We start from the raw sequence: 26950 nt of genomic DNA on the forward strand, positions 1-26950 counted from the left end.
GGCAGCACAGTTACTCGCAAGTAGCATGGGCCTGAGCGCGCGCTCAGCGGTTGCGCGTCGCAGCAGTGCCGTCCCGCACCTCTGGAGGAGAGCCATCGTGCCTCGTACCGTCAAGGAAGTCGTCTTCGTCGACGGCGTCCGCACCCCGTTCGGCAAGGCGGGCCCGAAGGGCATCTACCACGAGACCCGCGCCGACGACCTCGTCGTGAAGGCGATCCGGGAGCTGCTGCGCCGCAACCCCGGTCTGGAGCCCGCGAAGATCGACGAGGTCGCCATCGCCGCGACCACGCAGATCGGTGACCAGGGCCTCACCATCGGCCGCACGGCGGGCATCCTCGCCGGTCTGCCGCAGTCGGTGCCCGGTTACTCCATCGACCGGATGTGCGCCGGCGCCCTGACCGCCGTCACCTCGGTCGCCGGTTCCGTCGCCTTCGGCGCGTACGACGTCGCCATCGCCGGTGGTGTCGAGCACATGGGCCGCCACCCGATGGGTGAGGGCGTCGACCCGAACCCGCGCTTCGTCAGCGAGAAGCTGGTCGACGAGTCCGCCCTGTTCATGGGCATGACCGCCGAGAACCTGCACGACCGCTACCCGACGATCACCAAGCAGCGCGCCGACGAGTACGCCGTGCGCTCCCAGGAGAAGGCCGCCAAGGCGTACGCCAACGGCAAGATCCAGGCCGACCTGGTACCGATCTCGGTGCGCCGCACCAACGCCGAGGCCGGCGAGACCGGCTGGGGCCTGGTCACCGCCGACGAGCCGATGCGTCCGGGCACGACCATCGAGAACCTGACAGGCCTCAAGACGCCGTTCCGCGTGCACGGCCGGGTCACCGCCGGTAACGCGGCCGGTCTGAACGACGGCGCCACCGCCTCGCTCATCGCGTCCGAGGACTTCGCCCGCGAGAACAACCTCCCGGTGAAGATGCGCCTCGTCTCGTACTCCTTCGCGGGTGTCGAGCCGGAGGTCATGGGCTACGGCCCGATCCCGGCGACGGAGAAGGCGCTCGCCCAGGCGGGTCTGTCGATCGACGACATCGGCCTGTTCGAGATCAACGAGGCCTTCGCCGTGCAGGTGCTCGCCTTCCTGGAGCACTACGGCATCGCCGACGACGACGCGCGCGTCAACCAGTACGGCGGCGCCATCGCCTTCGGTCACCCGCTGGCCTCCTCGGGTGTGCGTCTGATGACGCAGCTCGCCCGCCAGTTCGAGGAGCAGCCGGAGGTCCGCTACGGCCTCACCACCATGTGCGTCGGCTTCGGCATGGGCGCCACCGTCATCTGGGAGAACCCGCACCACAAGGACGCCGGAGGCGACAAGTGAGCACCACCGCTGAGCTTCTCAAGGGCGCGGCCGAGCTGTTCCCCGACGAGGTCGTGACGTCCGCGCACGTACGCCACCTCGACCTGCCGTTCGGTGCCGGGCGCTTCGCGCTCATCACACTGGACAACGGCTTCGACCACACCAAGCCGACCACCTTCGGCCCGGCGTCGCTGGCGAACCTGAACACCGCCATCGACCAGGTGGAGAAGGAGGCCACGGCCGGCGAGATCGTCGGTGTCGGTGTCACCGGCAAGCCGTTCATCTTCGCCGTCGGCGCCGACCTCAAGGGCGTCGAGCTGCTGAAGGAGCACGAGCACGCGCTCGCCATCGGCAAGGGCGGCCACGAGGTCTTCAAGCGTCTGTCCGCGCTCGCCGTCCCGACCTTCGCGTACTACAACGGTGCCGCGATGGGCGGTGGCGTCGAGGTCGGTCTGCACTGCTCCTACCGGACCGTCTCCGCGGCCCTGCCCGCGTTCTCGCTCCCCGAGGTGTTCCTGGGCCTGGTCCCGGGCTGGGGCGGCTGCACGATCCTGCCGAACCTGATCGGTGCCGACAAGGCCGTCTCGGTGATCATCGAGAACAGCCTCAACCAGAACAAGCAGCTCAAGGGCAAGCAGGTCTACGAGCTCGGGATCGCCGACGCCCTGTTCGAGGGCGCCGACTTCCTGGAGCAGTCGCTGATCTGGACGGCGTCCGTCCTCAAGGGCGAGATCGTCATCGACCGCCCGGTGATCGACCGCGGTGAGGCCTGGGACCAGGCCGTCGCCAAGGGCCGGTTCATCGCGGACTCCAAGGTGCACGGGGCGGCCCCGGCCGCGTACCGCGCGCTGGACATCATCGCCGCCGCGAAGAACGGCGACCTCCAGCAGGGCTTCGACGCCGAGGACGTCGCCCTCGCCGACCTGATCATGGGTGGCGAGCTGCGCGCCGGCATCTACGCCTTCAACCTGGTGCAGAAGCGCGGCAAGCGCCCCGCCGGTGCCCCGGACAAGAACCTGGCCCGCCCGGTCACCAAGGTCGGTGTCGTCGGCGCCGGTCTGATGGCCTCCCAGCTCGCGCTGCTCTTCCTGCGCCGCCTGGAGGTGCCGGTCGTACTGACCGACATCGACCAGGAGCGCGTCGACAAGGGTGTGGGCTACGTCCACGCCGAGATCGACAAGCTGCTGCTCAAGGGCCGGATCAACCAGGACAAGGCCAACCGTCTCAAGGCCCTGGTCACCGGTGTGCTCGACAAGGCCGAGGGCTTCGCGGACGCGGACTTCATCATCGAGGCCGTGTTCGAGGAGATCGGCGTCAAGCAGCAGGTGTTCGCGGAGGTCGAGGCGGTCGCCCCGGCGCACGCGATCCTCGCCACCAACACCTCCTCGCTGTCGGTGACGGAGATGGCGTCGAAGCTGAAGAACCCCGAGCGGGTCGTCGGCTTCCACTTCTTCAACCCGGTCGCGATCCTGCCGCTGCTGGAGATCGTCCGGGGCGAGGCCACCGACGACGCCTCCCTCGCCACGGCCTTCGCCGTCGCCAAGAAGCTGAAGAAGACCGCGGTGCTGGTGAAGGACGCCCCGGCGTTCGTCGTCAACCGCATCCTCACCCGCTTCATGGGCGAGATCCAGAACGTCATCGACGAGGGCACGCCGGTCGAGGTCGCCGAGAAGGCGGTCGAGCCGCTGGGTCTGCCGATGTCGCCGCTGGTCCTCCTGGAGCTGGTCGGCCCGGCCATCGGTCTGCACGTCTCGGAGACCCTCAACCGGGCCTTCCCGGACCGCTTCACGGTCTCCGCGAACCTCGCCGCGGTCGTCAAGGCCGGCAAGCGCGGGTTCTACGTCTACGACTCCGGCAAGCCGGAGCTGGACCCCGAGGTCGCCGCGCTCCTCAAGCAGGGCGACTCCGTCCTGTCCGAGGAGCAGGTGCGGGCCCGTGTGCTCGACGCCGTCGCCCAGGAGATCGGGCTCATGCTCGACGAGGGTGTCGTCGCCGAGGCGCAGGACATCGACCTCTGCCTGATCACCGGCGCCGGCTGGCCCTTCCACCTGGGCGGCATCACGCCGTACCTGGACCGCGAGGGCGTCAGCGAGCGGGTCAACGGCAAGAAGTTCCTGGAGGACGGGGTGGCTTCGGTCCCCGCGTAACCACCGGACACGGGTGAGGGCCTCCGCCTGCGGGCGGAGGCCCTCTTCCCATGTGTCCGCCGCGCCCCTCAGCGGCCCCTGAGGGGCGCGGGGAACCGCGCGAGCGACCCTCCCCACGACCCGCACCCGCCGAACCAGCACCCCGGCAGAGGCGTGGGCGCATACACGCGGGCGCGAACGCCCCGTCAGACGGCGACCGACGGCGCCAACGCCAAGCCCGGCTCATCGTTCTGCCGGGCCATGCGCAACGCGCCCGCCGCGTCGATCAACCCGAGCACCACCCGCCCGTCGGCGTCCCGAGCCAACGCCGGCGCCCCCACACAGCGCTCACGGGTCGGCGACCACCACACCCCGGCCTGCTCGTTCTCCGTACCGCAGGCCGCCAGCACGACCCGCCCCTCGACGTCGCGATGGGCCAGGACCGTACAGTCGTACCCGTCGAGCGGCACCCGCAGCACGGCACCCGGGCCCTCGGCCGGAGCCCCGCCCAGCGGGATCACGTCGCCGCCCGGCCGGTGGGCGACGACGCCTCCGGTCGCCGGGTCGGTCCAGTAGTACGTCGCCCGGTCGGGCCCGGTCTCCAGACCCACCGCGCTGCCACCGGCCACCGAGAGCGGAATGGTGGGCGCCTGGCCGAAGGCCCCGTCGGGCTTCTCCTGCGTCCAGCGCATGATGAGGTCCTGTCCGCCGACCAGCGCCTCGACGTGCCCGGACGTGTACGCGACCACGGCCACGGGATCCTGCACCAGACTGCCCTTGAGGTCGGTCCACGCACTCCACTTGCCGCCCGCCAGCTCCCGGCGCAGCATGACGCCGCCACCCGCGTTGCGTGCGAAGACATGGACGTTGCCGCCGGCACTCACCGCGCCGGTGGGCATCCCGAAGCGCGCCGCCTTCGCCGCGTCCTTGTGCGGATTGCCCAGCGAACGCCATTCGGTGACCGGTCGGCCGGTCTGGTACTGGATGGCGTGCACGATGTCCACGGCGGGCGGGCCGTCTGCCGTGGGGACCTCACGGCGGCCGAGGAAGTGCACATAGGTGTCCGCGCCCTGCACGATGTGAAGGTCGGTCAGCCCCGACACGGGGAAGAGGTCCGGGCCCGTCCACTCGGCGCCGCCGGGCCGCGTCTGCGTCCAGCGCAGCAGCCCCGTGCGCGCGCGGGCGTACGCGGTGAGCCTGCCGTCCTTGCCGAGGACGAGCCAGGAACCGGCGAGCGTCGTCTCGGCCCTGTGCCGCGCGCTCCCGCCGTTCGCCGAAATGCCGGTCGCCGCCCCCTGGGCCGCGGCGCGCCCGGATCTGGTCCGCATGACGTGACCTGCCCCTTCCGATGACGCTCGGCGCGATGACGCTCGGCGCGGCTCTCCGGCCGCCTTCTCGCACGCGACACGGAAGGCCGAGCGGACCCCATCATAGGATGAACGTTTTACCGATCCGGCGTGGCCGCCCGGCATGCGACCCTGTCCCCCATGGACGCCCCCCTGCTCGTGATCGTCGACGCCGCCAACGTCATCGGCTCCGTCCCCGACGGCTGGTGGCGCGACCGACGCGGTGCCGCGGAGCGGCTGCGCGACCGCCTGGCCCGGGACGGGATCCCCGGTCGGGACGGGCCCGTCGAACTCGTGATGGTCGTCGAGGGCGCGGCCCGAGGCGTGGAGCCGGTGCCCGGCGTACGGGTCGAGGCGGCACCTGGCAGCGGTGACGACCGCATCGTGGAACTCGTCGCCGAGGAGGCGCACGACCGCCCCTGCCTCGTCGTCACCGCCGACCGCGAACTACGGCGCAGGGTGGGCGAGTTGGGCGCCGAGGTGACCGGGCCGCGGACGGTGCGGGGCGGGTCCTGAGCCGCTGGTGGTGCCCGTCGCAGGACCTGGCCGAGGGGAGCGCGTCCTTCATGTCCGAGCCCACCGGCGGGAATTGACCTCACCCATGCCGGGCATCCGAGAGAGCAGACCACGGCCCTGCGGTCCCGCCGGAAGCGGGGCCGCAGGGCCGGAGAGTCACCGGGCCTCGGGGGGCGGCTACGGAGTGCCTCGTCCCGGCGGCCCCCCGACCTCGTCGGCGGGCAGTTCCTCGTGCCGCGCGAGCCGGCTGTGCGTGCGGCCGTAGACGAAGTAGACGACGATTCCGAGGGCCATCCAGGCGGCGAAGCGGAGCCAGGTCTCGGTGGGCAGGTTGAGCATCAGCCACAGCGAGGCGCACACCGAGAGGATCGGGATGACGGGCACCCAGGGGGTGCGGAACGACCGGGGCAGGTCGGGGCGGGTCCGGCGCAGGATGACGACACCGATCGCGACGACCACGAAGGCGAACAGCGTGCCGATGTTCACCAGCTCGGCCAGCTCGCTCAGCGGGGTGAAGCCCGCGACGATCGCGATGACCACACCGAGCAGGATGGTCGGCCGGTGCGGGGTCTTGAACCGGGGGTGGACGCGGGAGAAGAAGCGCGGCAGCAGTCCGTCGCGGCTCATCGCGAAGAACACCCGGGTCTGACCGAGCAACAGGATCATGCACACGGTCGTCAGACCGACGGCGGCGCCGAAGCTGATGAAGCCCGCGAACCACGGATGCCCGGTGGCCTTGAAGGCGTCGGCGAGCGGCGCGGTCACCGAGAGGTCGGTGTAGTGCTGCATGCCGGTGACGACGATCGACACCGCCACGTACAGCGTGGTGCAGATCAGGAGGGAGCCGAGGATGCCCCGGGGCATGTCCCGCTGCGGGTTCCTCGTCTCCTCGGCGGCCGTGGCGACGACGTCGAAGCCGATGAACGCGAAGAAGACGACGGAGGCGGCTGTGAAGATGCCCATCACACCGAAGTTGGCCGGTGCCCAGCCGAACATCAGCTGGATCAGCGGGGACTGGAGGCTGTCGCCCGCCGGTACCTCCTGCGCCTTGGGGATGAACGGGTCGTAGTTGTCGCCGACGACGAAGAAGGAGCCCGCGATGATCACGGTGAGGACGACCGTCACCTTGATGGCGACGACGACCGAGGTGACCCGCGCGGAGAGCTTGGTGCCGGCCACGAGGATGGCGGTGAGGATCAGGACGAGCGCGGCGGCGAGGATGTCGAAGCCGAAGCCGTCGGCCCCGTCTCTCGTGCCGAGCGCGGCCGGCAGGTCCCAGCCGGCGTTGTCCATCAGCGAGTGGATGTAGCCGGACCAGCCGACGGCCACCACCGCCGTCCCCAGCGCGAACTCCAGCACCAGGTCCCAGCCGATGATCCAGGCGGGCAGTTCCCCGAGGGAGGCGTAACTGAAGGTGTACGCGGATCCGGCGACCGGGACCGTGGAGGCGAACTCCGCGTAGCAGAGGGCCGCGAGCGCGCAGACGACGCCGGCCACGACGAAGGCGAGGGCGACGGCGGGACCGGCGTTGTTCTTGGCCACCGTGCCGGTGAGGACGAAGATGCCGGTGCCGATGATGACACCGACGCCGAAGACCGTCAGATCCAGCGCGGACAAGGATTTCTTGAGCGCGTGCTCTGGTTCCTCGGTATCGAGGATGGACTGCTCGACCTTCTTGGTCCGAAAGAGTGTGCTGCTCACGGGCGTACCTCCCACGCTTGTCGTCCTCGACATGGCCGAGAGGGGGCGAAGGGGGTCCCCCCGGTCGAGCGAAGCCGAGACTGGGGGAGCGTTTGCCCCGGCGCGAGCGGTTTCACGCGAACGGGCCGGTCTCACCACCGTAAAGGATGGCGAAACCGGCCCGAGCGGCCCAAGGGGGTACGTCGGTCGCGCGGAGCGTCAGCCTCGCGCCGGTACGTCAGTCACGCGCGGGTTCCGCCTCGGCGGGCGCGCCGTCGAGGCGGCCGTCGAGCTTGGAGACCAGCCCGGTGACCTGGCGGGCGATGTCGGGCGCGGTGAGCCCGATCTCGGCCAGGACCTCGGCGCGGGAGGCGTGGTCGAGGAAGCGCGGCGGGATGCCGAAGTCACGCAGCGGGATGTCCACGCCGGCGTCACGCAGCGCCTGGGCGACGGCCGAGCCGACGCCGCCGACACGGGAGTTGTCCTCGACGGTGACGACGACGCGGTGCTTGTCCGCGAGCGGCGCCATGTGCTCGTCGACCGGCTTGACCCAGCGCGGGTCGACGACGGTCGTCGTGATGCCCTGCTTGTCGAGCAGGTCGGCGATCTCCAGGCACATCGGTGCGAGGGCACCGACGGAGACGAGGAGCACGTCCGGGGTGTCCGTGCCCGGCTCGCGCAGCACGTCCATGCCGCCGACGCGGCGCAGGGCCGGTACGGCGGGGCCGACGGCGCCCTTGGAGAAGCGCACCACGGTCGGCGCGTCGGTGACGTCGACGGCCTCGCGCAGCTGGGCGCGGACCTGGTCGGCGTCCCGCGGCGCGGCCAGCCTGAGGCCCGGGACGACCTGGAGGATCGACATGTCCCACATGCCGTTGTGCGAGGCCCCGTCGGTGCCGGTGACGCCGGCCCGGTCCAGGACGAACGTCACACCGCACTTGTGCAGGGCGACGTCCATCAGGACCTGGTCGAAGGCACGGTTGAGGAAGGTGGCGTACACCGCGAAGACGGGGTGCAGACCGCCCGTCGCGAGGCCCGCGGCGGACACCGCGCCGTGCTGCTCGGCGATGCCGACGTCGTACACGCGCTCGGGGAAGGCCTTGGCGAACCGGTCGAGTCCGACCGGCTGGAGCATGGCCGCCGTGATGGCGACGATGTCCTCGCGCTCCTTGCCGAGCTTGACCATCTCCTCGCCGAAGACGGAGGTCCAGTCGGCGCCGGAGGAGGCGATGGGCAGACCCGTGTCCGGGTGGATCTTGCCGACGGCGTGGAAGCGGTCCGCCTCGTCCTGGAGGGCGGGCTGGTAGCCGCGGCCCTTCTCGGTGAGGCAGTGCACGATGACCGGTCCGCCGAACCGCTTGGCGCGGGCGAGCGCGGACTCCAGGGCCTCGATGTCGTGCCCGTCGATCGGGCCGACGTACTTCAGGCCGAGGTCCTCGAACATGCCCTGGGGGGCAATGAAGTCCTTCAGCCCCTTCTTGGCGCCGTGCAGCGTCTCGTAGAGCGGCCGGCCGACGACCGGCGTCCGCTCCAGCAGGTCCTTGCCGCGGGCGAGGAACCGCTCGTAGCCGTCCGTCGTCCGCAGCGTGGCCAGGTGGTTGGCGAGGCCGCCGATGGTCGGCGCGTACGAGCGCTCGTTGTCGTTGACGACGATGACCAGCGGGCGGTCCTTGGCGTCGGCGATGTTGTTGAGCGCTTCCCAGGCCATACCGCCGGTCAGCGCGCCGTCGCCGATGACCGCGACCACGTGGTCGTCGCGTTTCAGGACCTGGTTGGCCTTCGCGAGGCCGTCGGCCCAGCCCAGCACGGTGGAGGCGTGGCTGTTCTCGATGACGTCGTGCTCGGACTCCGCCTGCGAGGGGTAGCCGGACAGGCCGCCCTTCATCTTCAGCTTGGAGAAGTCCTGGCGGCCGGTCAGCAGCTTGTGGACGTAGGACTGGTGGCCCGTGTCCCACAGCACCTTGTCCTTGGGCGAGTCGAAGACCCGGTGCAGGGCGATGGTGAGCTCGACCACGCCGAGGTTCGGGCCGAGGTGACCGCCGGTCTTCGACACCGCCTCCACGAGGAAGGTCCGGATCTCCTCCGCCAGCTGGTCCAACTCCTCCAGGCTGAGCCGGTCCAGATCGCGCGGTCCCCTGATGCGGGTCAGCAGCGGCACCCGTGCCTCCTTGCGATAGTGCTGTTCGAGCGTTACCGGGCTCGACGAAGTCTAATCTTCCGCGCACCGGGCCGACCGCCGGGCGGTCGGGTCCCGTGTCACGCAACCGGCCGTAAACCATCCTGCGCAGACGTACCCGTACGAAACGTCCGACAACATGGAGAAGTGCCCGGTGCCTTGAAGGCACCGGGCACATGTGCGCCCCGACGGAGGCTAGGCGCGACCCGCAGCCTTCTGGCTCCTACGGCTGACGGAGTCGATGACGACCGCGCCCAGCAGCACCGCACCCGTGATCATGTACTGGATCGAGGTGTTCATGTTCAGCAGGTTGAGGCCCGTCTGGATCGACTGGATGACGAGCATGCCCAGCAGCGCGGACCACACCGACCCCCGCCCGCCGAAGAGGCTGGTGCCACCGATGACGGCCGCGGCGATCGCGAGCATCAGGACGTTGCCACCACCGGCGGACAGTGTCGCGCTCGCGGTCTGGCCGACGAAGAACATGCCGCCGATCGCCGCGAAGCCACCGGAGATGGCGAACACGGTGATCCGGATCATCGGCACGTTGATACCGGCACGGCGGGCGGCCTCGATGCCGCCACCGACCGCGAACACCTGGCGGCCGTAGGTCGTACGGCGCAGCACGAAGTCGACGATCACCAGCGCCGCGAGGAAGATCACCAGCGCGTTGGAGACACCGGACGCGTTGTTGAGGACGGCGGCGGCGGCGAAGGACGCGAGGGCGAGCGCGCCGACGCGCAGCAGGATCTCGCTGGTCGGCCGGAACGGCACACCCGCGGCCCGACGGCGGCGCTGCTCGCTGATGTTGCCGACGAGGGAGAGCGCCACGGCGAGGCCGGCCAGGATGTAGGCGCCGATGATGGCCTGGTCCATGAAGAAGGAGCTCTGGCCGAGCAGGCGGACCGGGCCCTCGTCGGAGGGGATGTTGATCGTGCCGCTCTCGCCCAGCAGCCACAGCATCAGGCCGTTCCAGCCGAGGAAGCCGGCCAGGGTGACGACGAACGCGGGTACGCCGATCTTGGCGAAGAACCAGCCGTGCAGCGCGCCGATGGCGATACCGGTGAGGACCGCGAGGATCAGCGACAACCAGGCGTTCATACCGTTGTTCACCGCGAACACGGCGAACACGGTGGAGGCCAGACCGCTGACCGAACCCACGGACAGGTCGATCTCGCCGAGCAGCAGCACGAACACCAGGCCGATGGCGAGCATGCCGGTGGCCGAGAGGAAGTAGCTGATGTTCGAGAGGTTGTCGGCGCTGAGGAAACGATCGTTCTGGAGCTGGAAGATCGTCCAGATGACGATCAGGCCGATGACCACCGGCAGCGAGCCCAGCTCGCCGCCCTTCACCTTGCGCTTGAACTCGGTGACGTAGCCCTTGAGGCCCTCTTCACGGACCAGCAGACGCGGGTCGACGACGGTGACCGGCGCGGCCGTGGGGTCGTCGGCGGGAGCGACCGTGGTCTGGTCCTGGGGGGAATCGCTCTTCACGGTCTTGGACGTGTCGCTCACTTTGCCGCCTCCGTGGTGCGCCGCCCCGCGCGACGGGTCACGGCGTTGTCCGTGGCACCCGTGATCGCGGCGATGATCTCTTCGTGGCTGGTGTCCTTCACGGAGAAGGAGCCGTTGTTCTTGCCCAGACGCAGGACCGCGACGGTGTCCGCGACCGCCTTGACATCGGCCATGTTGTGGCTGATGAGGATGACGGCGAGGTTGCGCTCGCGCAGCCGTTCGACCAGGTCGAGGACCTGCGCGGTCTGCTCGACGCCGAGGGCGGCGGTGGGCTCGTCCAGGATGACGAGCTTGGGGTCACCGATGAGGGCGCGGGCGATGGCGACGACCTGGCGCTGACCGCCGGAGAGGCTCGCGATCGGGATCCGTACGCTCGGGATCCGGATGGAGAGCGTCGACAGCAGTTCCCGGGAGTTCTTCTCCATCGTCACCTCGTCGATGACGCCCCGGTGCAGCAGTTCGCGACCGAGGTAGAGGTTGCCGACGACATCGAGGTTGTCGCAGAGCGCGAGGTCCTGGTAGACCGTCGCGACACCGAGGCCCTGGGCGTCGTGCGGCTTGTTGATCTTGACCGGGTCGCCCTGCCACTCGATGACGCCCTCATCGATGGGGTGGACACCCGCGATGGTCTTGACCAGGGTGGACTTTCCTGCGCCGTTGTCGCCCACCAGGGCGACCACTTCACCGGCGTGGACCTCCAGCTCGACGTCGGTGAGTGCCTGCACCGCACCGAATCGCTTGGAGACTCCGCGCAACGCCAGCACGGGCGTAGCGGACACGTGAACCATCTCCTTCGCCGCCTGACCGGCGGGGATGCCGCGCCTTGAACCAGGCGCGGAGGAATGTGCCTGGCCCCGTGGGTGGGGGCCGTCACACAAGGCTTACAAGGTGGACATGCGTATGGCCGCTGCTCTTTCGGCAGCGGTTCCGTCCGGCGCCCGCCCCGGAAGCGGGGTCTGAAGACGGGGCGGGCGCCGGACAGGTTCAGGGGGTCGCGAGCGGTCGTGACGCGGGTGACCGCTCGCGGCCCGGGCCCGAGTGACTACTCGAGGCCGGCCTCCTTGCAGGCCTTGGCGTACTCGGCGGTGCAGATGTCGGCGACCGTGTAGAGGCCGTCCTTCACCACCGTGTCCTTGATGTTCTCCTTGGTGACGGAGACCGGGGTCAGCAGCTTCGCCGGGACCTTGTCGCCGGAGCCGCTGGTCACCTCGGTGTCGGCCAGGGACTTGATGTCCTTGCCCTCCAGCAGGTTGACCGCGAGCTCGGCGGCCGTGTCGGCCTCCGGCTTGTAGGCCTTGTAGACCGTGGAGGACTGCGTGCCGGCGACGATCCGCTGGATGGCCGCGAGCTCGGCGTCCTGGCCGGTCAGGGGGATGTTGCTGATCTTCGCACCCTTGAGGGTGTTGGCGATGCCACCGGCCATGCCGTCGTTGGCCGCGTAGACGCCGGCGATGTTCTTGGCGCCCAGCTGGGTGATCGCCGCGGACATCTTCTCGGCGGCGACGGTGTCCTTCCAGAGGCCGGACTGCTCGTAGGCGATGTCGACCTTGCCGTCGAGGGCCTTGTGCGCGCCCTCCTTGAACTGGCCGGCGTTCGGGTCGGCGTCGTCACCGTTGATCATGACGACCTTGGACTTGGGGGTCGCCTTGTCGCCGAGGGCGTCGAGGAGGGCCTGTCCCTGGAGCTCGCCGACCTTGACGTTGTCGAAGGAGACGTAGGCCGAGACCGGACCCTGGGCGAGACGGTCGTAGGCGACGACCTTGACGCCCTTGTCCACCGCGGACTGGATGGAGGACTTGATGGCGGCGGAGTCCTGGGCGGAGACGACGATGACCTTGACGCCCTTGGTCACCATGGTGCTCATCTGCTGAGCCTGCTTGTTCGGGTCAGCCGCGGCGTTCGCGTACTGGACATCGCAGTCGTCGCAGAGTTCCTTGACCTTGGCCTCGAAGTAAGGCTTGTCGAACTTCTCGTACCGCGCGGTGACCGAGTCGGGCAGGAGCAAGCCGATGGACTTGCTGTCCGAGCCGCTGCCGCTGTCCGAGTCGTTGTCGTCGCCGGCCTTGCCACAGGCGGCCACGGAGAGCGCCAGCGAAACCGCGGTGGCGCCGATCACGACTCTACGCATCGTTGCGTTCATTTTGGGTTGTGCCTCCCTGACACGGGCCGCAGCGCTGCGGCCGAGGTGGCTGGAAGTCAACTCGGCCACACGTGCGACGTCAAGAAGTAAATCCTTAACGGGTTGGCAACGGCGTGTTTCGTTCTCTAAGTGAAGGCAGGGGTTGCCGCGGTGAGGGTCCCGTCCAAAAGGGTTGAATCACCCATCTCGCTGAGGGCCAGCGCCAGGGCCCCGAGGACCTCGGCGCGGCCACCAAGTGCCCCTGGCAGCACTGAGAGTTGACGTGCGGCACTCGGGATCGCGTACCGGCCGACCGACTCCCTTATGGGCCCGAGAACCAGCTCTCCGGCCTCGGCGAGATCGCCGCCGAGGACCACGCGGCTCGGGTTCAACAGATTGCAGAGATTGGCCACTCCACTTCCGATGTGTCGACCGACGTCGGCGATCACCCGACGGCAGCCCGGATCACCGTCCCTCGCCAACCGCACGACCCCTTCCATGGTCAGGTCGGTGCCGTGGCTGGACTGGAGGAGCGGCAGCACATAGCGCGCGGCAGCGAAGGTCTCCAGACAGCCTCGGTTTCCGCAGCGGCAGACCGGGCCGGATTCATCAAGAGTAATATGCCCGATTTCTCCCGCTGTGCCACCCGGGCCCCTGTAGATCTTGCCATCGATGACCAGACCGGCACCAACGCCGCTGGAGACCTTGATGTAGGCCAGGTCCCGCACTCCCCGGCCGCTGCCCCAGACCAGCTCACCGAGGGCGCCGAGGTTGGCGTCGTTGTCCACGTGCACGGCGACGCCGAGGCGGTCACGCATCTCGGCGGCGGGCTTGGTGCCGGTCCAGCCCGGCAGGATCGCGGTGGAGCCGAGCGTCCCGGACTCCACGTCGATCGGGCCGGGCACCCCGAGGCCGACACCCGCGATCTTCGTAGGATCCACCCCGGTGGCCTCGATCAATCGGGTGACCAGCTGTTCCGCCCGGTCGAAACCCTGCGCCGAGGAGGCGTCCACGTCCAGCGGCTCGGCTTCCTCGGCGAGCACCTGGTGGGCGAGATTCCCGATCGCGACGCGCAAATGCGTGTGCCCGAAGTCCACGCCGATCACGATTCCGGCGTCCCCGCTCAACGAGACCGCGCGCGCCCGGCGGCCGCCCGCCGAAGTGGGGGTGACCTCGACGGTTCCCCCGTCCTTGAGCTCGCGCACGATGTTCGAGACCGTGGCCGCGGACAGGCCGGTGGTCCTGGCGATCTCCGCCTGCGTGAGCGACCCGGCGAGACGCACCGCCCGTACGACGCGCTCGAGATTTGCTCGGTGCAGCGACGACTGCGACCCCGGAGTCTCCATCGACTCATCCACTCCCGTCCCAGACCGGGCGGCCCGCACGCCGCCCGGGTGACCCAGATCACAGCCACGGAGCCGGGTCACTTACAAGTTGTGAACTCCAAGCTCCGCTGAACGGGTTACCGCAGTCAAGTCCTTGAGGGAAACTGAGACCGCCGAATGACCACTAAATGTCACTCTGCGGCTACTTGAGGTCCCGGGACGGGCTACTTGAGGGTGGCCGAGGTGAGCCCCGCCTGCACCTGCCGCTGGAAGGAGAGGTAGACCACGAGCATGGGGATCATGGCGATGGTGACACCGGCGAAGAGGACGGGCAGGTCGGAGGCGTAGCCCTGCTGCTGCTGGAGCTGGATGAGGCCCTGGGTGAGGACGTACCGCTCGGGATCGTCGCCGCTCTGCGGCTGCATGAGGACCGTGGGCAGGATGAACTGGTTCCACTGCCCCAAGGTGTTGAAGATCCCGACACTGATCAGCCCGGGCTTCGCCATCGGCAGCATGACCTGGAAGAACGTCCGGGTGTGCGAGGCCCCGTCGAGGATGGCCGCCTCGAACACGGCGGTGGGCAGCGTCCGGAAGAACGCGTGCATGAAGAACACGGTGAACGGCAGCGAGTAGGCGACGTACACCAGGATCAACCCCTGGTAGGTGTTCAGCATGTCCAGCCGCTTGACCATGAAGAACAACGGCACCAGGGCGAGGAACACGGGGAACATCGCACCGGCGACGAAGAAGTAGTACAGCAGCCGGTTTCCCGTGAAGGGGTAGCGGGCCAGGACGTACGCGGCCATGGAGCCGAACAGCATGGTCAGCGGCACGGAGAAGACCAGCACGATGACCGTGTTGACGAAGTAGTCGCCGATGCCCTTGTCCCAGGCGCGGGAGAAGACGTCGAAGGACCAGTTCTCGGGCCAGCCGAAGGCCGAGCCGCCGATCTGGGCGTCGGTCTTGAAGGAGCTGAGCACCAGCCACAGCAGCGGCAGCACGATCAGCAGGGCCCACAGGGCGAGGAAGCCGTGCGAGAAGACGTTCAGGACGACGCCTTCGCCGCGCTCGTCGCCGGGCCCGGTCCGGCCCTTGTTCACCGTCGGTCCGGTGGGGACCGAGTCGCCGCGCGAGGCGGTCTTGAGGGGTGCACTCATCTTCTGTCGTCTCTCCCGCTCAGAACTCGACGCGCTCGCGACGGGTGGCCCGCAGCATGACCACCGACACGATCAGGGTGAGGAGCAGCATCACGACGCCCATCGCGCAGGCGTAGCCGCTCCTGCCGTACAGCAGGAAGTTCCGCATCATCACGGTCGCCATGACCTCGCTGTGGTGGTCGGGGCCGCCTCCGTACTCCCCCGCGGTCATGGTCGAGACCAGGATGAACATGTCCATCGCCGCGATGCCGAGATAGACCCAGGCGGTCTGCACGGAGTCCCACAGCAGCGGCAGGGTGATGCGGAAGAAGGTGTGGGCGCGTCCGGCGCCGTCGATCAGCGCGGCCTCGTAGATGTCTCTCGGGATGGCCTGCATGGCGGCGGAGAACAGCACCAGGTAGAAGCCGACACCGTGCCAGACGACCACCAGGATGAGGGCCCAGAGCACCATGTTCGGCTCGTTCAGCCACTCGATGGGAGCGCTCTCGTCGACCAGTCCCAGTTTCATCAGGAGGCCGTTGAGCATGCCGCCGCTGTCGCTGCGGTACACGGCGCCGAACAGCACCGCGAGGATCGCCAGCGACAGCACCTGCGGGAAGAAGTACACGATCTTGTAGAAGCCCGACCCGGCGACCCCCGAGACGCCGCCGGCCCGGCCGCGCCCGCCCGCGTTCAGCATGAACGCGAAGAACAGCGCGAGCAGGATGGTGATGACCGGGATGAACACCAGGAACAGGATGTTGTGCCAGATCGCCTGGAGGAAGATGTCGTCCTCGAACAACGCGGTGTAGTTGTCCAGGCCGATGAAAGCGAAGGTCTGCGACTGTCCCTTCCAGTCCGTCAGCGAATAGCCGAATGTCTGGATGTACGGCCAGATCACGAAGATCAGATAAAGCGCCACGGGGACCAGGAGAAACCCCACGACGAACCGGTTCTGCCCTTTACGCATTGGCGTTTTCCTGCCTCGGGTTCCATGAGACGAAAGGCGCGCCCCGTCCTTCAGGGGCGCGGGGAACTGCGCGACAAGCCACGACGAACCCGCAGCTCACCACAGTGCGCAGCCCCCACGACGCTCCGACGCCCCCTAATCCCGGCGGTTCTTCTTGGAATCCGGGTCCTTCGCCTGCTTGTCCACCGCGGCCTGCGCCCGCTTCAACCACTCGGCCGGCTGGATCCGCTTCGCCATCAGTTCGTTCGACGCGTTCTGGATCGCCGTGTCCATCTCGCTGTACCACTCGGTGTACAGGTAACGGAACGTGTTGTCACCGGCGGCCTGGGAGGCCTCGACCGTCGACTGCGTGCCCGGCCGCAGTTGCACGCCGGGGTCGACGCCGTCCTTGAGGATGGTCAGCGAGTTGGCCTCCTTGGCGAACAGCGTCGACCATTCCTTGGAAAGCATCATCCGCATGAACTCCTTGGCGGCCGGCAGGTTCTTGGCCTTGGACGGGATGATGAACGGCTCGCCGGAGCCGGCCCGGATCGCCTCGAACGGCATCACGCTGTCCGGCAGCAGCGGCATCGGCATGAACTTCATGTCGAAGTCGTCCGGTGTCTGCTTGAGCTGCTCGTTCTCCAGCCAGGAGCCGGAGGTGATGAACACGGCCTTGTACTGGTTCCAGCGGGTCTGGGACTCGGTGTGGGTGAGGCCGTTGGTGCCGGGCATCAGATAGCCCTTCTCGACGATCTCGTAGATCGCCTCGACCCCGGCCTTCGCGGCGTCGGAGCCGACGAACGCCTTCGGGTCGAGGTTGTCGATCGCCTTCATGGCGTCCAGTCCGCCCGTCTTGGCGATCAGGTCCATGATGGCGACGTTGATGTAGTACGGGTACTTGCCCTGGTGCGCGAGGCCGCCGATGTCCTTGGCCTTGGCCTCCTTGCAGATGGTCAGGAAGTCGGCCCAGGTCTTGGGCTCCTCCCAGCCGTTCTCCTTGAAGAGCTTGCCGGAGTACCACAGGCCCCACACCGTGTAGATGTAGTTGAGGGCGACGACCTTGTCCTCCTGCATGCCCGCGTCGAGCGTGCCGGGGATGAGGGTGTCGCGGACCTTCTTGGCCGGGTCGTCGATCGAGGGGGCGTCCAGCACCGCGGCGAGGTCGAGGAGCTGGTCGTTCTTGTAGAGGACGTCGATCGGGATCTGCTGGGCGCCGGAGTCGTCGACGATGTCCGGCGGGTTGCCCGCGTTGAACCGCGGCTGGAGCTTGCCGGTGATCTCCTGGGTGCCGGTGTGGGTGGAGGTGACCCCCCACTTCTTCTGGAAGGCGGCCTCCCAGGCCTTGGCGTAGGCGTCGCCGTAGCCGCCCTTGAAGATGACGACGTCGAGCTTGCTGCCCTTCTTGACGCCGAAGGGGTTCGACTCGGAGGTCTCGCCCTGGGTGTCCTCGGAGGTGTCGTCGTCCCCGCCGCCCCCGCTGGCGCACGCGGACAGGAAGCTCATCGTGGGAACGGTGATCAGGCCCAGCGCGGCGGAACGCTTGATCAGATCGCGGCGGCCGACGCCCTCGGGGTGGGTGGTGTCGACGCCGTCGGGGCCGTGCTCGTGCTCAGCGGTAGTGGATCCCATGCTCAAGTCCTCGCCTTCTCCAGGACTCAGGCGGTGAACCGGATCCTCCCGGCACCGCGGTCGGTTCAAGCTGGGGTCATGCGTGAGGATTCAACAGGGGCAAGACGGCGGTCGGCGCGCGGACACGTCCGCGACCACCGGTAATTCCCCCCAGGTAGTACCGTCCACGGTCGTGCGACCACTATGCGGACGCCGACAGGTATAGTCCACTTCCCGCCAGGGGGGCAAGATCGAATGCAAGGTTCGCCTTCGGTCTTTTCCGAGTTGAGACCTCTCGGAAATATGAGCGGCCTTGCGCCACCTGACCGGAAAATCCCCGCCATTCGGCCCGGATGACGCAGCCAACACCCTTGACACCACTCGCCACTTCAACCCCTACTGGTCCCCGCGTTGCCCAGTCGACAACGTTGTCCTCTTTCGATCACTTCTTGATCGGAAACAGTCTGTCGGACGTAGGGAGGGTGCTCGCTGATGCGGCACAGACGGAGATCCACGGCGGTGCTCGGCGCCGTCGCATTCGCTCTGGTGGTGGCCTCGCAGGGCGCGGCCGTCGCGTTACCGGACCGACCGGCGGCCGGTGCGCGGGAGTTCGGCTCGTCGTTCGAACCGGACGACCCGGCCCCGGACTGGATCAGCACGGTCGACACCGCACCGGACGGGTCCCCGCGGGCCTCCGGGGTCGACGGCGGCTACACCACCGGTATCCCGGGCAACATCACCGACCGGGTCACCGAGGTCCGCGCCAGCGGCGAGAACGCCGACGGCGGCGAGGTGAAGGAGAACCTCGTCGACGGCGAGTCCGGCACCAAGTGGCTCACCTTCCAGCCCACCGGCTGGGCCGAGTTCGACCTCGCCGGACCGGCCGAGGTGGTGACCTACGCGTTGACGTCGGCGAACGACTTCGAGACCCGCGACCCGAAGGACTGGACCCTCAAGGGCTCCACCGACGGCAAGGAGTGGAAGACCCTCGACACCCGCTCCGGCGAGAGCTTCACCGAACGGTTCCAGACGAAGTCGTACGACATCCCCGGCGACGCCGTGGCCGGGTACCGGCACTTCCGGCTCGACATCACCCGGAACAACGGCGCCTCGATGATCACCCAGCTCGCCGATGTGCAGTTCTCCACGGGCGGCGGGCAGACGCCCCCGCCGAAGGAGATGCTGTCGCTGGTCGACCGGGGCCCGAGCGGCTCGGCGACCGCGAAGGCCGGCGCGGGCTTCACCGGCAAGCGGGCCCTGCGGTACGCGGGCCGCCACACGGCGGACGGACCGGCGCACTCGTACAACAAGATCTTCGACGTGCACGTGGCCGTCGAACGCGACACCGAGCTGGCCTACCGGATCTTCCCGTCGATGGCGGACGGTGATCTGGACTACGACGCCACCAACGTCTCCGTCGACCTGGTCTTCACCGACGGCACCTCCCTCAGCGAACTGCGGGCGGTGGACAACCATGGGTTCCCGCTGTCGCCGCGCGGGCAGGGCGCGGCCAAGGTGCTGTACGTCAACCAGTGGAACGACGTGGTCGCGCGGATCGGGTCGGTCGCGGCCGGGCGGACCGTGGACCGGATCCTGGTGGCCTACGACTCCCCGAAGGGCCCGGCGAGGTTCCGCGGCTGGATCGACGACGTCACGCTGCGTGTCCGGGCGCCCGAGCGGCCGAAGGCACATCTGTCCGACTACGCGGTGACCACCAGGGGAACGAACTCCAGCGGCGGATTCTCCCGCGGCAACAACTTCCCGGCGACGGCGGTGCCCCATGGCTTCAACTTCTGGACGCCGGTGACCAACGCGGGTTCCCTGAGCTGGCTGTACGACTACGCGCGGGCCAACAACGCGGACAACCTGCCGACCATCCAGGCGTTCAGCGCAAGTCACGAGCCGAGCCCCTGGATGGGTGACCGGCAGACCTTCCAGGTGATGCCCTCCGCAGCCACCGGCACGCCCGAACTGAGCCGCACCTCAAGAGCGTTGGCCTTCCGGCACGAGAACGAGACGGCCCGGCCGTACTACTACGGGGTGCGCTTCGAGAACGGCGTCAGGGCCGAGATGGCGCCCACGGACCACGCGGCGGCGCTGCGCTTCACCTACCCCGGCGACGACGCCGGCGTGATCTTCGACAACGTGACCGACCAGGCGGGGCTGACCCTGGACAAGGACGCCGGGGTGGTCACGGGATTCTCGGATGTGAAGTCCGGTCTGTCGGCGGGCGCGACCCGCCTCTTCGTGTACGGGGTCTTCGACGCGCCGGTCACGGACGGCGGCTCGACCGGGGTGAAGGGCCACCTCCGCTTCGACGCGGGCGCGGACCGCACGGTGACCCTCCGTCTCGCCACCTCCCTCATCAGCCTGGACCAGGCGAAGGACAACCTGCGCCAGGAGATCCCGGAGGGCACGTCGTTCGACGCGGTGAAGAACCGGGCACGGGCGCGGTGGGACCGTGTCCTGGGCAAGGTGGAGGTCGAGGGCGCCACCCCCGACCAGCTGACGACGCTGTACTCCAGCCTCTACCGGCTCTACCTGTACCCCAACTCCGGCTTCGAGAAGGTGGGATCGACGTACCGGTACGCCTCGCCGTTCTCCCCGATGACCGGTCCGGACACCCCGACCCACACCGGCGCGAAGATCGTCGACGGCAAGGTCTACGTCAACAACGGCTTCTGGGACACCTACCGGACCACCTGGCCCGCCTACTCGCTGCTGACGCCCGGTCGGGCCGGTGAGATGGTCGACGGTTTCGTGCAGCAGTACAAGGACGGCGGCTGGACCTCGCGGTGGTCCTCCCCCGGCTACGCGGACCTGATGACCGGCACCTCGTCGGACGTGGCGTTCGCGGACGCATACGTGAAGGGTGTGGACTTCGACGCGAAGTCGGCGTACGAGGCGGCCCTGAAGAACGCCACCGTCGTGCCGCCGTCGGCGGGCGTCGGCCGCAAGGGCATGGCCACCTCCCCCTTCCTCGGCTACACCTCCACCGACACCCACGAGGGCCTGTCGTGGGCGCTGGAGGGCTACCTCAACGACTACGGCATCGCGCGCATGGGTCAGGCGCTGTACCGGAAGACCGGCGAGAAGCGCTACCGGGAGGAGGCGACGTACTTCCTCAACAGGGCTCGCGACTACGTCGAGTTGTTCGACGAGAAGGCCGGCTTCTTCCAGGGCCGCGACGGCACCGGTGCCTGGCGGGTCGACTCCGCGACCTACGACCCCCGGGTCTGGGGCCACGACTACACCGAGACCAACGGCTGGGGATACGCCTTCACCGCACCCCAGGACAGCAAGGGCCTGGCCAACCTGTACGGCGGTCGCGGCGGGCTGGCGAAGAAGCTGGACACCTACTTCTCCACCCCGGAGACGGCCTCCCCCGACCTCGTCGGCTCCTACAACGGCGTCATCCACGAGATGACGGAGGCCCGTGACGTGCGGATGGGCATGTACGGCCACTCCAACCAGGTCGCCCACCACGCGATCTACATGTACGACGCCGCCGGGCAGCCCTGGAAGGCCCAGGAGAAGGTCCGCGAGGTGCTCTCCCGCCTCTACGTCGGCAGCGACATCGGCCAGGGCTACCACGGCGACGAGGACAACGGCGAGCAGTCCGCCTGGTACCTCTTCTCCGCGCTCGGCTTCTACCCGCTGGTGATGGGCAGCGGCGAGTACGCCGTCGGCTCCCCGCTGTTCACCAAGGCGACCGTCCATCTGGAGAACGGCCGGGACCTGGTCGTCGAGGCACCGAGGAACAGCGCCAGGAACGTGTACGTGCAGGGTCTGAAGGTCAACGGCAAGGCCTGGACGTCGACTTCACTGCCGCACTCCCTCATCTCCCGTGGCGGTGTGCTGAAGTTCGACATGGGCCCGAAGCCCTCCCGCTGGGGCACCGGTGAGAGCGCGGCCCCGGTGTCGATCACGAAGAACGACAGGGTGCCGTCCCCCCGTTCGGACGCCGTCGTGGGGGACGGGGCGCTCTTCGACGACACGTCGTCCACGAAGGCAGCCGTGCGGACGGTGCCGCTGCCGACTCCCGCCCGGACCCGGGCGGTTCAGTACACGCTCACCTCCGCCGACCGCGCCGAGGCCCCGGACGGCTGGACCTTGCAGGCCTCCACGGACGGCACGACCTGGAAGACCCTCGACAGACGCTCCGGTGAGTCCTTCGCCTGGGACCGCCAGACCCGGGCCTTCTCCGTCCCGGCCCCGAAGGCGTACGACCACTACCGGCTCGTCCTGGAGGACACGGCGACGCTCGCGGAGGTGGAGCTGCTGTCCTGACCCTGAGCCTGACCGGGGCCCCGGCCCAACCGGCTTGACTTGGTTGCCCGTGGGAACGATAGAGTCTTGTCCAGACCACTCGACAACGTTGTCCTGTCGGGGGGTTCACAAGCCACACTCCCACCGCGCCCGGTCTCCCCCGTACCGGGACGCGGCTCGCGGACCGGGTGGGCACGCACCGCACCGCCCACCCGGTCCGCCCCGAGCGCGACGCCCGCCCCCGCACAGGGCCGGCGCCGCGGCACGGGCCGGGTCTCAGCCCACCCGGCAGGGCAGCGTGGTCGCGGGATCACCTCCCGACCCTTGCACCACATAGCCGAAGGTGGCGGTTTCACCGGGATCCAGCGACCCGTTCCAGTCCGCGTTGTGCACCATCACGTTCTGCCCGGTGTAGGTCGCGCTGCCGCTCCAGAGGCTGTCGACCTTCTGCCCGGCGGGCAACGTCCAGTTGACCATCCAGCCGAGCATCGGCACGTCGCCGGTGTTGGTGACGACGACCTCGGACTGGTAGCCACCGGTCCAACTGCCCGTCGTACGCCGGGTCGCGGCGCACTCGCCCTGCACCGGATCGGTGGGGTCGCCGGGCTGCTTGATGCCGGTCACCTCACCGTTGCCACCGTCGAAGACGACGTCGGAGCAGGAGTAGAAGGTCTCCTGGCTGTCGGAGCGCTGCCAGACCATGTAGATGAGGTGGCGGCCCGACTTGTTCGCGGGCAGCTGGCCCCGCCAGGAGTAGTTGGCCTCGACCGTGCCCGGACTGCCGTTCAGCGGCGGGTGGTCGACGCTCAGGAACGGCTGTGCCTCCATGTCGTTCCACGTGAGCGTCTTCGTCGGATCGAAGCCGTCCTTGGTGATGTAGACGTAGAACCAACCCGGGTGCGCCGCCCACGCGTTGTACGAGAAGTCGACGGTCGCACCGGAGGTGAGGTGGGTCAGCGGCCAGTCGGCGCTGGGCGTGTTGAACCCGGTGAAGTTGGTGTTGCCGCCGCTGCACAGCTGGCCGTCCGGGACGAAGCCGCGGGTGCGGCCGGCGCCGTCCGAGCGCAGCACCGAGAACCAGTTGTAGAACGGGGTCGTCCCGCTGACCTGCTGCGCGGAACGACAGGCCGGGTTGATCGGTTTGATCTCACCGGTGTCGGTCAGCCCGTCCTGCCAGCAGAGGAACGTACGGCTGCCGGGCTTCATCGGGGTGCCGTGCGCCTCCGCCTTGCCGCTGCCGGCGGTGACGACGAGGCCGAGCGCGGGGATCGTGGTGACGAGGGCGAGCAGGACGAGAAGAAGCGCCCTGTGGCGCCGGGGCAGTCTTAACCGCAAATTTGTCACGTGCATGACAGGAGCTCCTTGCGTGTACGGCTTGAAGTGGGGGGAACGTGCGCGTGCCGATGTGCAGGTGCCGGTGCGGACGTGCCGGTGCGAGGTGCCGGTGCGGATGAGTGGTGCGGGTGAGTGGTGCGGGTGGGAGCGGATCCGGGGGTGACGGGTTCCGGTCCGCCACGCCGCCATATGGGAGCGCTCCCACCCCACCTGCTTCGGAAGCTAGCGCGCGGCGACGTGGTTGTAAACGGCTGTCACGTACCGACGCGCGGGGGCCGCACCCGGGCGGGCGCGGCCCCCGCAATGACGGGAACACACTCGTACGCCGGGAGCGCCGCCGTACGGGACGACTCTGCGCGTGGAAGCTGAGCGGATCCTGAATCCCGCGGGTACCGGTGGAACCCTCTGACGGCGGCGTGCGCGCGGCTCCGGCTCCGGCTCCGGCTCCGGCTCCGGCTCCGGCCCGGGATCGACGGCGCGAGGGCCGATCCGGTGCTCCGCGACTCATCCGGCCCTTCTCCAGGGGCGTTCGGCCTGCAGCCGGGCGGTCGTCAGCAGTCGGCGGGTGAGCTTCGCGTGGGTGCCGGTGCCCACGGCGAGGAGGCGGTACAGTCCGCCGGCCGGGCCGGGGAAGGCCGCACGGGTCTCGGCACGCAGCCGGACGTGGTCCGGCCCCGCCGCGTCGAGGTGGAAGGTCAGGGTGTAGGAGGAGAAGCGGTGGCGGCCCAGGAGGGTCAGTTGCCTGGCCGGGATCGCGGTCAGCGTGCGGAAGCCGGGGAAGGTCGTCGCGCCCTCGACGGGCGGGCGCGGCCCGGACGCCGTGTGGTCGGCGCAGCCCACGAGCTTGGCGTAACGGACCGCGGCGGGGCGGGAGAAGGCCCAGTCGAGCGCCTCGGCCAGGGCCCACCAGACCTCGTCGGCGTCCGCCTCGACGAGGATCGTGTGCTCGTCGACGTACGGGAGCGGGGTGCGGCGGCGCATCGGTGCATCCATGGGTGCCAGTCTTCGCCCTCCGGCCTCCCGATCGCCAGGGTTGCCGTGCGGGGAACGTGCGCGACGGGGGCGGGCGGGTTCGCGGCTATGCGTCCGGCTGTCGTTCCCGCAGGGCCTTCGCCGTGTCGGTGACCTGGCGGAGCTGGCTCGCGGTGAGGCGGCGCAACTCCCAGATGAGTTCGGCGATCTCGCGCGCGTCGCGCTTCGGTGTTCCGAGGGTGGGGGGGTGAAAGCTGCTACAGATTTTCTAGTCATTCATAGACATCTTTAGTCGTTCATCTCGAATACATTGGCCCGGTGAAGCTTTCGGAGTGGGCCCGGCAGCAGGGCGTGAGCTACCAGACCGCCTGGCGGTGGGTGAAGGACGGGAAGATGCCCGTTCCGGTCCGCCAGGCGCCGTCCGGGACGTGGCTGGTCGCTGAGCCAGTTCCGGTCGTCCCTGCGGCCCCGGGGCGGGTGGTCGCGTACTGCCGCGTGTCGTGCGCCGACCAGAAGGCCGACCTTGACCGGCAGGCCGCCCGGGTCGTGGCCGGTGCGAACGGGCTGGGCCTGGCCGTCGCCGAGGTCGTCACCGAGGTCGGCTCGGGGCTGGACGGACGGCGCCGCAAACTGCACCGGGTGCTGTCCGACCCGCAAGCGGCGGTAATCGTGGTGGAGCATCGTGACCGGCTGGCCCGGTTCGGTGTCGAGCATCTCGAAGCCGTCCTGTCCGCATCGGGGCGGCGTCTGGTCGTCCTCGACCCCGCCGAGACCGCTGACGACCTGGTGCGGGACATCACCGAGGTGCTCACCTCGATGTGCGCCCGCCTGTACGGGCGGCGGGCGGCGCAGAACCGGGCCGCCCGCGCGGTGGCGGTGGCGACCGGCGAGGCCGCCGAGTGAAGAAGTTCAGGCCGCAGCCCGGTTTCGTGGTGCAGGCGTACCGGTTCGCGCTCGACCCGAACGCCTCCCAGGAGCACATGCTGCGTTCGCACTGCGGCGCGGCGCGTGCCGCATACAACTGGGCGGTCGGCTGGGTCGAGGCGTCGTGGTGGCAGCGCCGTGCGGAGGAGACGTACGGCGTCGCCGAGGCGGAGCTGACCAAGTGGCGGCCGTGGTCGCTGCCCGCGCTCCGCAAGGCGTTCAACCAGGCCAAGCACACCGACCCGCGCTTCGCCGGCTGGTGGGAGGAGAACTCCAAGGAGGCGTACTCCAACGGTCTCGCGAACGCCGCCGCCGCGTTCGACAATTACGCCAAGTCCAAGCGAGGCAAGCGCAAGGGCCGCGCGGTGGGTATGCCGCGGTTCAAGTCGAAGCGGAAGGCGCGCCTGTCCTGCCGGTTCACCACTGGCACGATCCGCGTGGACACCGACGGTCGGCACGTCACATTGCCCCGCTTGGGCACGATCCGCACCCACGAGCCCACCGGCGGCCTCCTCACCCGGGTGCAGGCCGGGACGGCACGCATCCTGTCCGCGACGGTGCGGCACGAACGCGGACGCTGGTTCGTGTCCTTCCAGGCCGAGGTCAAACGCGACCTCAAGCGCGTCGCCCGGCCGGACGTGGCGGTCGGTATCGACCTGGGGGTGAAGACCCTCGCGGTCATGGCCGACAGCACCGGCGAGATCCGCACCGCGCCCAGTCCCGGCCACTACGACGCCGCGCGCAGGCAACTGCGCCGCGCCTCCCGCGTCGTGTCCCGCCGCCAGGGTCCCGACCTGCGCACCGGACAACAGCCCTCCCGCCGCTGGGAGAAGGCCAACGCCGCCCGCAACAAGATCCACCACCGGGTCGCGAACCTCCGCGAAGACGCCCTGCACAAGCTCACCACCGCCGTGGCGGCCGAGTACGGCACCGTCGTGATCGAAGACCTCAACGTCGCCGGCATGTTGAAGAACCGGCGCCTGGCCCGCCGCATCGCCGACGCCGGATTCGGCGAGATCCGCCGCCAGCTCGACTACAAGACCCGCCAGCGCCACGCCACCCGCACCATCGTGGCGAACCGCTGGTACCCCTCTTCCAAGACCTGTTCCGGGTGCGGCGCGGCGAAAGCCAAGCTGCCGCTGCACGTCCGGACCTACGAATGCGACGCCTGCGGCCTGGTCATCGACCGGGACGACAACGCCGCACTCAACCTCGCCGCCCTCGCGGCGGCCTGCGTGACTGGTCCCGGAGTGGCCGGAGACCAGAACACCGCCCCGGCGGTGTCGAAGCCTCGTGGAGCCGACCAGAAGACCCGCGCCACCCGCACCCGCCGCAAGGCGAGTGCGGGGCGGGCAGGTGGCGCAACCCTGCCGCAGCAGCGGCAGGAGGAAGCGAGAGACCGTACTCAAGCCGGGCCCCTGACGCTCTGGTGATGTGACGGACCTTCCGGGCCGAAATGCCCGGAATGCTGAGACCTGACTACGGACTCAGCAACGGATGCCGGTCAGCGCGGAGAGGTCGTCGGCGGGAACGTCGAGCAGCGTCGCGCAGTCCGCCAACAGGTCCGGGGGGAGCGGCTTGCGGCCGTGCCCCACCTGGCCCGAAGGTGGCCGCCGCCCAGTAGCGGTCGGTGACCGTCCCGAACGTG

General features: G+C 69.1%; 18 protein-coding genes. 6 read left to right on the plus strand and 12 right to left on the minus strand.

Translation table 11 applies throughout. From position 1 onward, the window contains the following. Positions 1-97: 97 nt before the first annotated feature. Complete coding sequence (locus K1J60_RS10820; RefSeq protein ID WP_045559888.1) at positions 98-1324, plus strand: thiolase family protein; 1227 nt, start codon at positions 98-100, stop codon at positions 1322-1324. Continuing rightward, the gene (locus tag K1J60_RS10825) at positions 1321-3450 is read left to right on the plus strand and encodes a 3-hydroxyacyl-CoA dehydrogenase NAD-binding domain-containing protein (RefSeq protein WP_220646029.1); all 2130 of its coding nucleotides are present in this window, start codon (positions 1321-1323) and stop codon (positions 3448-3450) included. Before K1J60_RS10820 ends, K1J60_RS10825 begins: the two co-directional genes overlap by 4 nt. A 185-nt stretch (positions 3451-3635) precedes the next feature. Here the strand turns inward: K1J60_RS10825 and K1J60_RS10830 are convergent, their stop codons facing one another. Beyond that, positions 3636-4757, minus strand: coding sequence for a hypothetical protein (locus K1J60_RS10830; protein ID WP_220646030.1), 1122 nt, complete (start codon positions 4755-4757; stop codon positions 3636-3638). Positions 4758-4916: 159 nt separating this feature from the next. Here K1J60_RS10830 and K1J60_RS10835 point away from each other — a divergent pair, with 159 nt between their 5' ends. Next, positions 4917-5291: an NTP pyrophosphohydrolase gene (locus K1J60_RS10835; protein WP_220646031.1), complete on the plus strand. Its 375-nt coding sequence runs from the start codon at positions 4917-4919 to the stop codon at positions 5289-5291. A gap of 177 nt (positions 5292-5468) precedes the next feature. On the opposite strand, the gene K1J60_RS10840 is transcribed toward K1J60_RS10835, so the two are convergent. From K1J60_RS10840 to ngcE, 9 genes are all read right to left on the minus strand, one after another. After that, positions 5469-6992: an amino acid permease gene (locus tag K1J60_RS10840; RefSeq protein ID WP_220646032.1), complete on the minus strand. Its 1524-nt coding sequence runs from the start codon at positions 6990-6992 to the stop codon at positions 5469-5471. A 217-nt stretch (positions 6993-7209) separates the two neighbouring features. Then, positions 7210-9129: a 1-deoxy-D-xylulose-5-phosphate synthase gene (gene dxs / locus K1J60_RS10845; RefSeq protein ID WP_220646033.1), complete on the minus strand. Its 1920-nt coding sequence runs from the start codon at positions 9127-9129 to the stop codon at positions 7210-7212. 213 nt (positions 9130-9342) lie between these two features. Then, on the minus strand, positions 9343-10662 hold the full coding sequence (locus K1J60_RS10850; protein WP_220646034.1) for a sugar ABC transporter permease: 1320 nt from the start codon (positions 10660-10662) through the stop codon (positions 9343-9345). Beyond that, the gene (locus K1J60_RS10855) at positions 10659-11450 is read right to left on the minus strand and encodes an ATP-binding cassette domain-containing protein (RefSeq protein WP_078853670.1); all 792 of its coding nucleotides are present in this window, start codon (positions 11448-11450) and stop codon (positions 10659-10661) included. The genes K1J60_RS10850 and K1J60_RS10855 overlap by 4 nt, the downstream gene beginning before the upstream one ends. Before the next feature lie 254 nt (positions 11451-11704). Next, a complete protein-coding gene (locus tag K1J60_RS10860; RefSeq protein ID WP_220646035.1) occupies positions 11705-12790 on the minus strand; it encodes a sugar ABC transporter substrate-binding protein in 1086 nt (361 codons plus the stop codon). A 137-nt stretch (positions 12791-12927) separates the two neighbouring features. Beyond that, positions 12928-14127 carry an ROK family transcriptional regulator gene (locus K1J60_RS10865; protein ID WP_220646036.1) on the minus strand — a complete coding sequence of 400 codons (1200 nt, stop codon included), beginning with the start codon at positions 14125-14127 and terminating at the stop codon, positions 12928-12930. 203 nt (positions 14128-14330) lie between these two features. Beyond that, positions 14331-15263 carry a carbohydrate ABC transporter permease gene (locus K1J60_RS10870; RefSeq protein ID WP_220646037.1) on the minus strand — a complete coding sequence of 311 codons (933 nt, stop codon included), beginning with the start codon at positions 15261-15263 and terminating at the stop codon, positions 14331-14333. Positions 15264-15282: 19 nt separating this feature from the next. Then, positions 15283-16212: a carbohydrate ABC transporter permease gene (locus K1J60_RS10875; RefSeq protein ID WP_220646038.1), complete on the minus strand. Its 930-nt coding sequence runs from the start codon at positions 16210-16212 to the stop codon at positions 15283-15285. Positions 16213-16347: 135 nt separating this feature from the next. Beyond that, entirely contained in the window at positions 16348-17823 is a 1476-nt protein-coding gene (gene ngcE / locus K1J60_RS10880) for an N-acetylglucosamine/diacetylchitobiose ABC transporter substrate-binding protein (RefSeq protein WP_220646039.1), read from the minus strand. Between the two features lie 471 nt (positions 17824-18294). Here ngcE and K1J60_RS10885 point away from each other — a divergent pair, with 471 nt between their 5' ends. Further along, on the plus strand, positions 18295-22092 hold the full coding sequence (locus K1J60_RS10885; RefSeq protein WP_220646040.1) for a GH92 family glycosyl hydrolase: 3798 nt from the start codon (positions 18295-18297) through the stop codon (positions 22090-22092). Positions 22093-22347: 255 nt separating this feature from the next. Here K1J60_RS10885 and K1J60_RS10890 read toward each other — a convergent pair whose 3' ends face one another. Both K1J60_RS10890 and K1J60_RS10895 read right to left on the minus strand, forming a co-directional pair. Continuing rightward, complete coding sequence (locus tag K1J60_RS10890; protein WP_220646041.1) at positions 22348-23421, minus strand: lytic polysaccharide monooxygenase auxiliary activity family 9 protein; 1074 nt, start codon at positions 23419-23421, stop codon at positions 22348-22350. Positions 23422-23910: 489 nt separating this feature from the next. After that, positions 23911-24399: a hypothetical protein gene (locus K1J60_RS10895; RefSeq protein WP_259407668.1), complete on the minus strand. Its 489-nt coding sequence runs from the start codon at positions 24397-24399 to the stop codon at positions 23911-23913. A gap of 297 nt (positions 24400-24696) precedes the next feature. Here K1J60_RS10895 and K1J60_RS10900 point away from each other — a divergent pair, with 297 nt between their 5' ends. Together K1J60_RS10900 and tnpB are read left to right on the plus strand one after the other, a co-directional pair. Then, positions 24697-25281, plus strand: coding sequence for an IS607 family transposase (locus tag K1J60_RS10900; RefSeq protein ID WP_220646042.1), 585 nt, complete (start codon positions 24697-24699; stop codon positions 25279-25281). Then, complete coding sequence (gene tnpB / locus K1J60_RS10905; protein ID WP_220646043.1) at positions 25278-26735, plus strand: IS607 family element RNA-guided endonuclease TnpB; 1458 nt, start codon at positions 25278-25280, stop codon at positions 26733-26735. Before K1J60_RS10900 ends, tnpB begins: the two co-directional genes overlap by 4 nt. Positions 26736-26950: the final 215 nt, after the last annotated feature.

This window comes from Streptomyces akebiae, from assembly GCF_019599145.1.
GTDB classification, from domain to species: domain Bacteria; phylum Actinomycetota; class Actinomycetes; order Streptomycetales; family Streptomycetaceae; genus Streptomyces; species Streptomyces akebiae.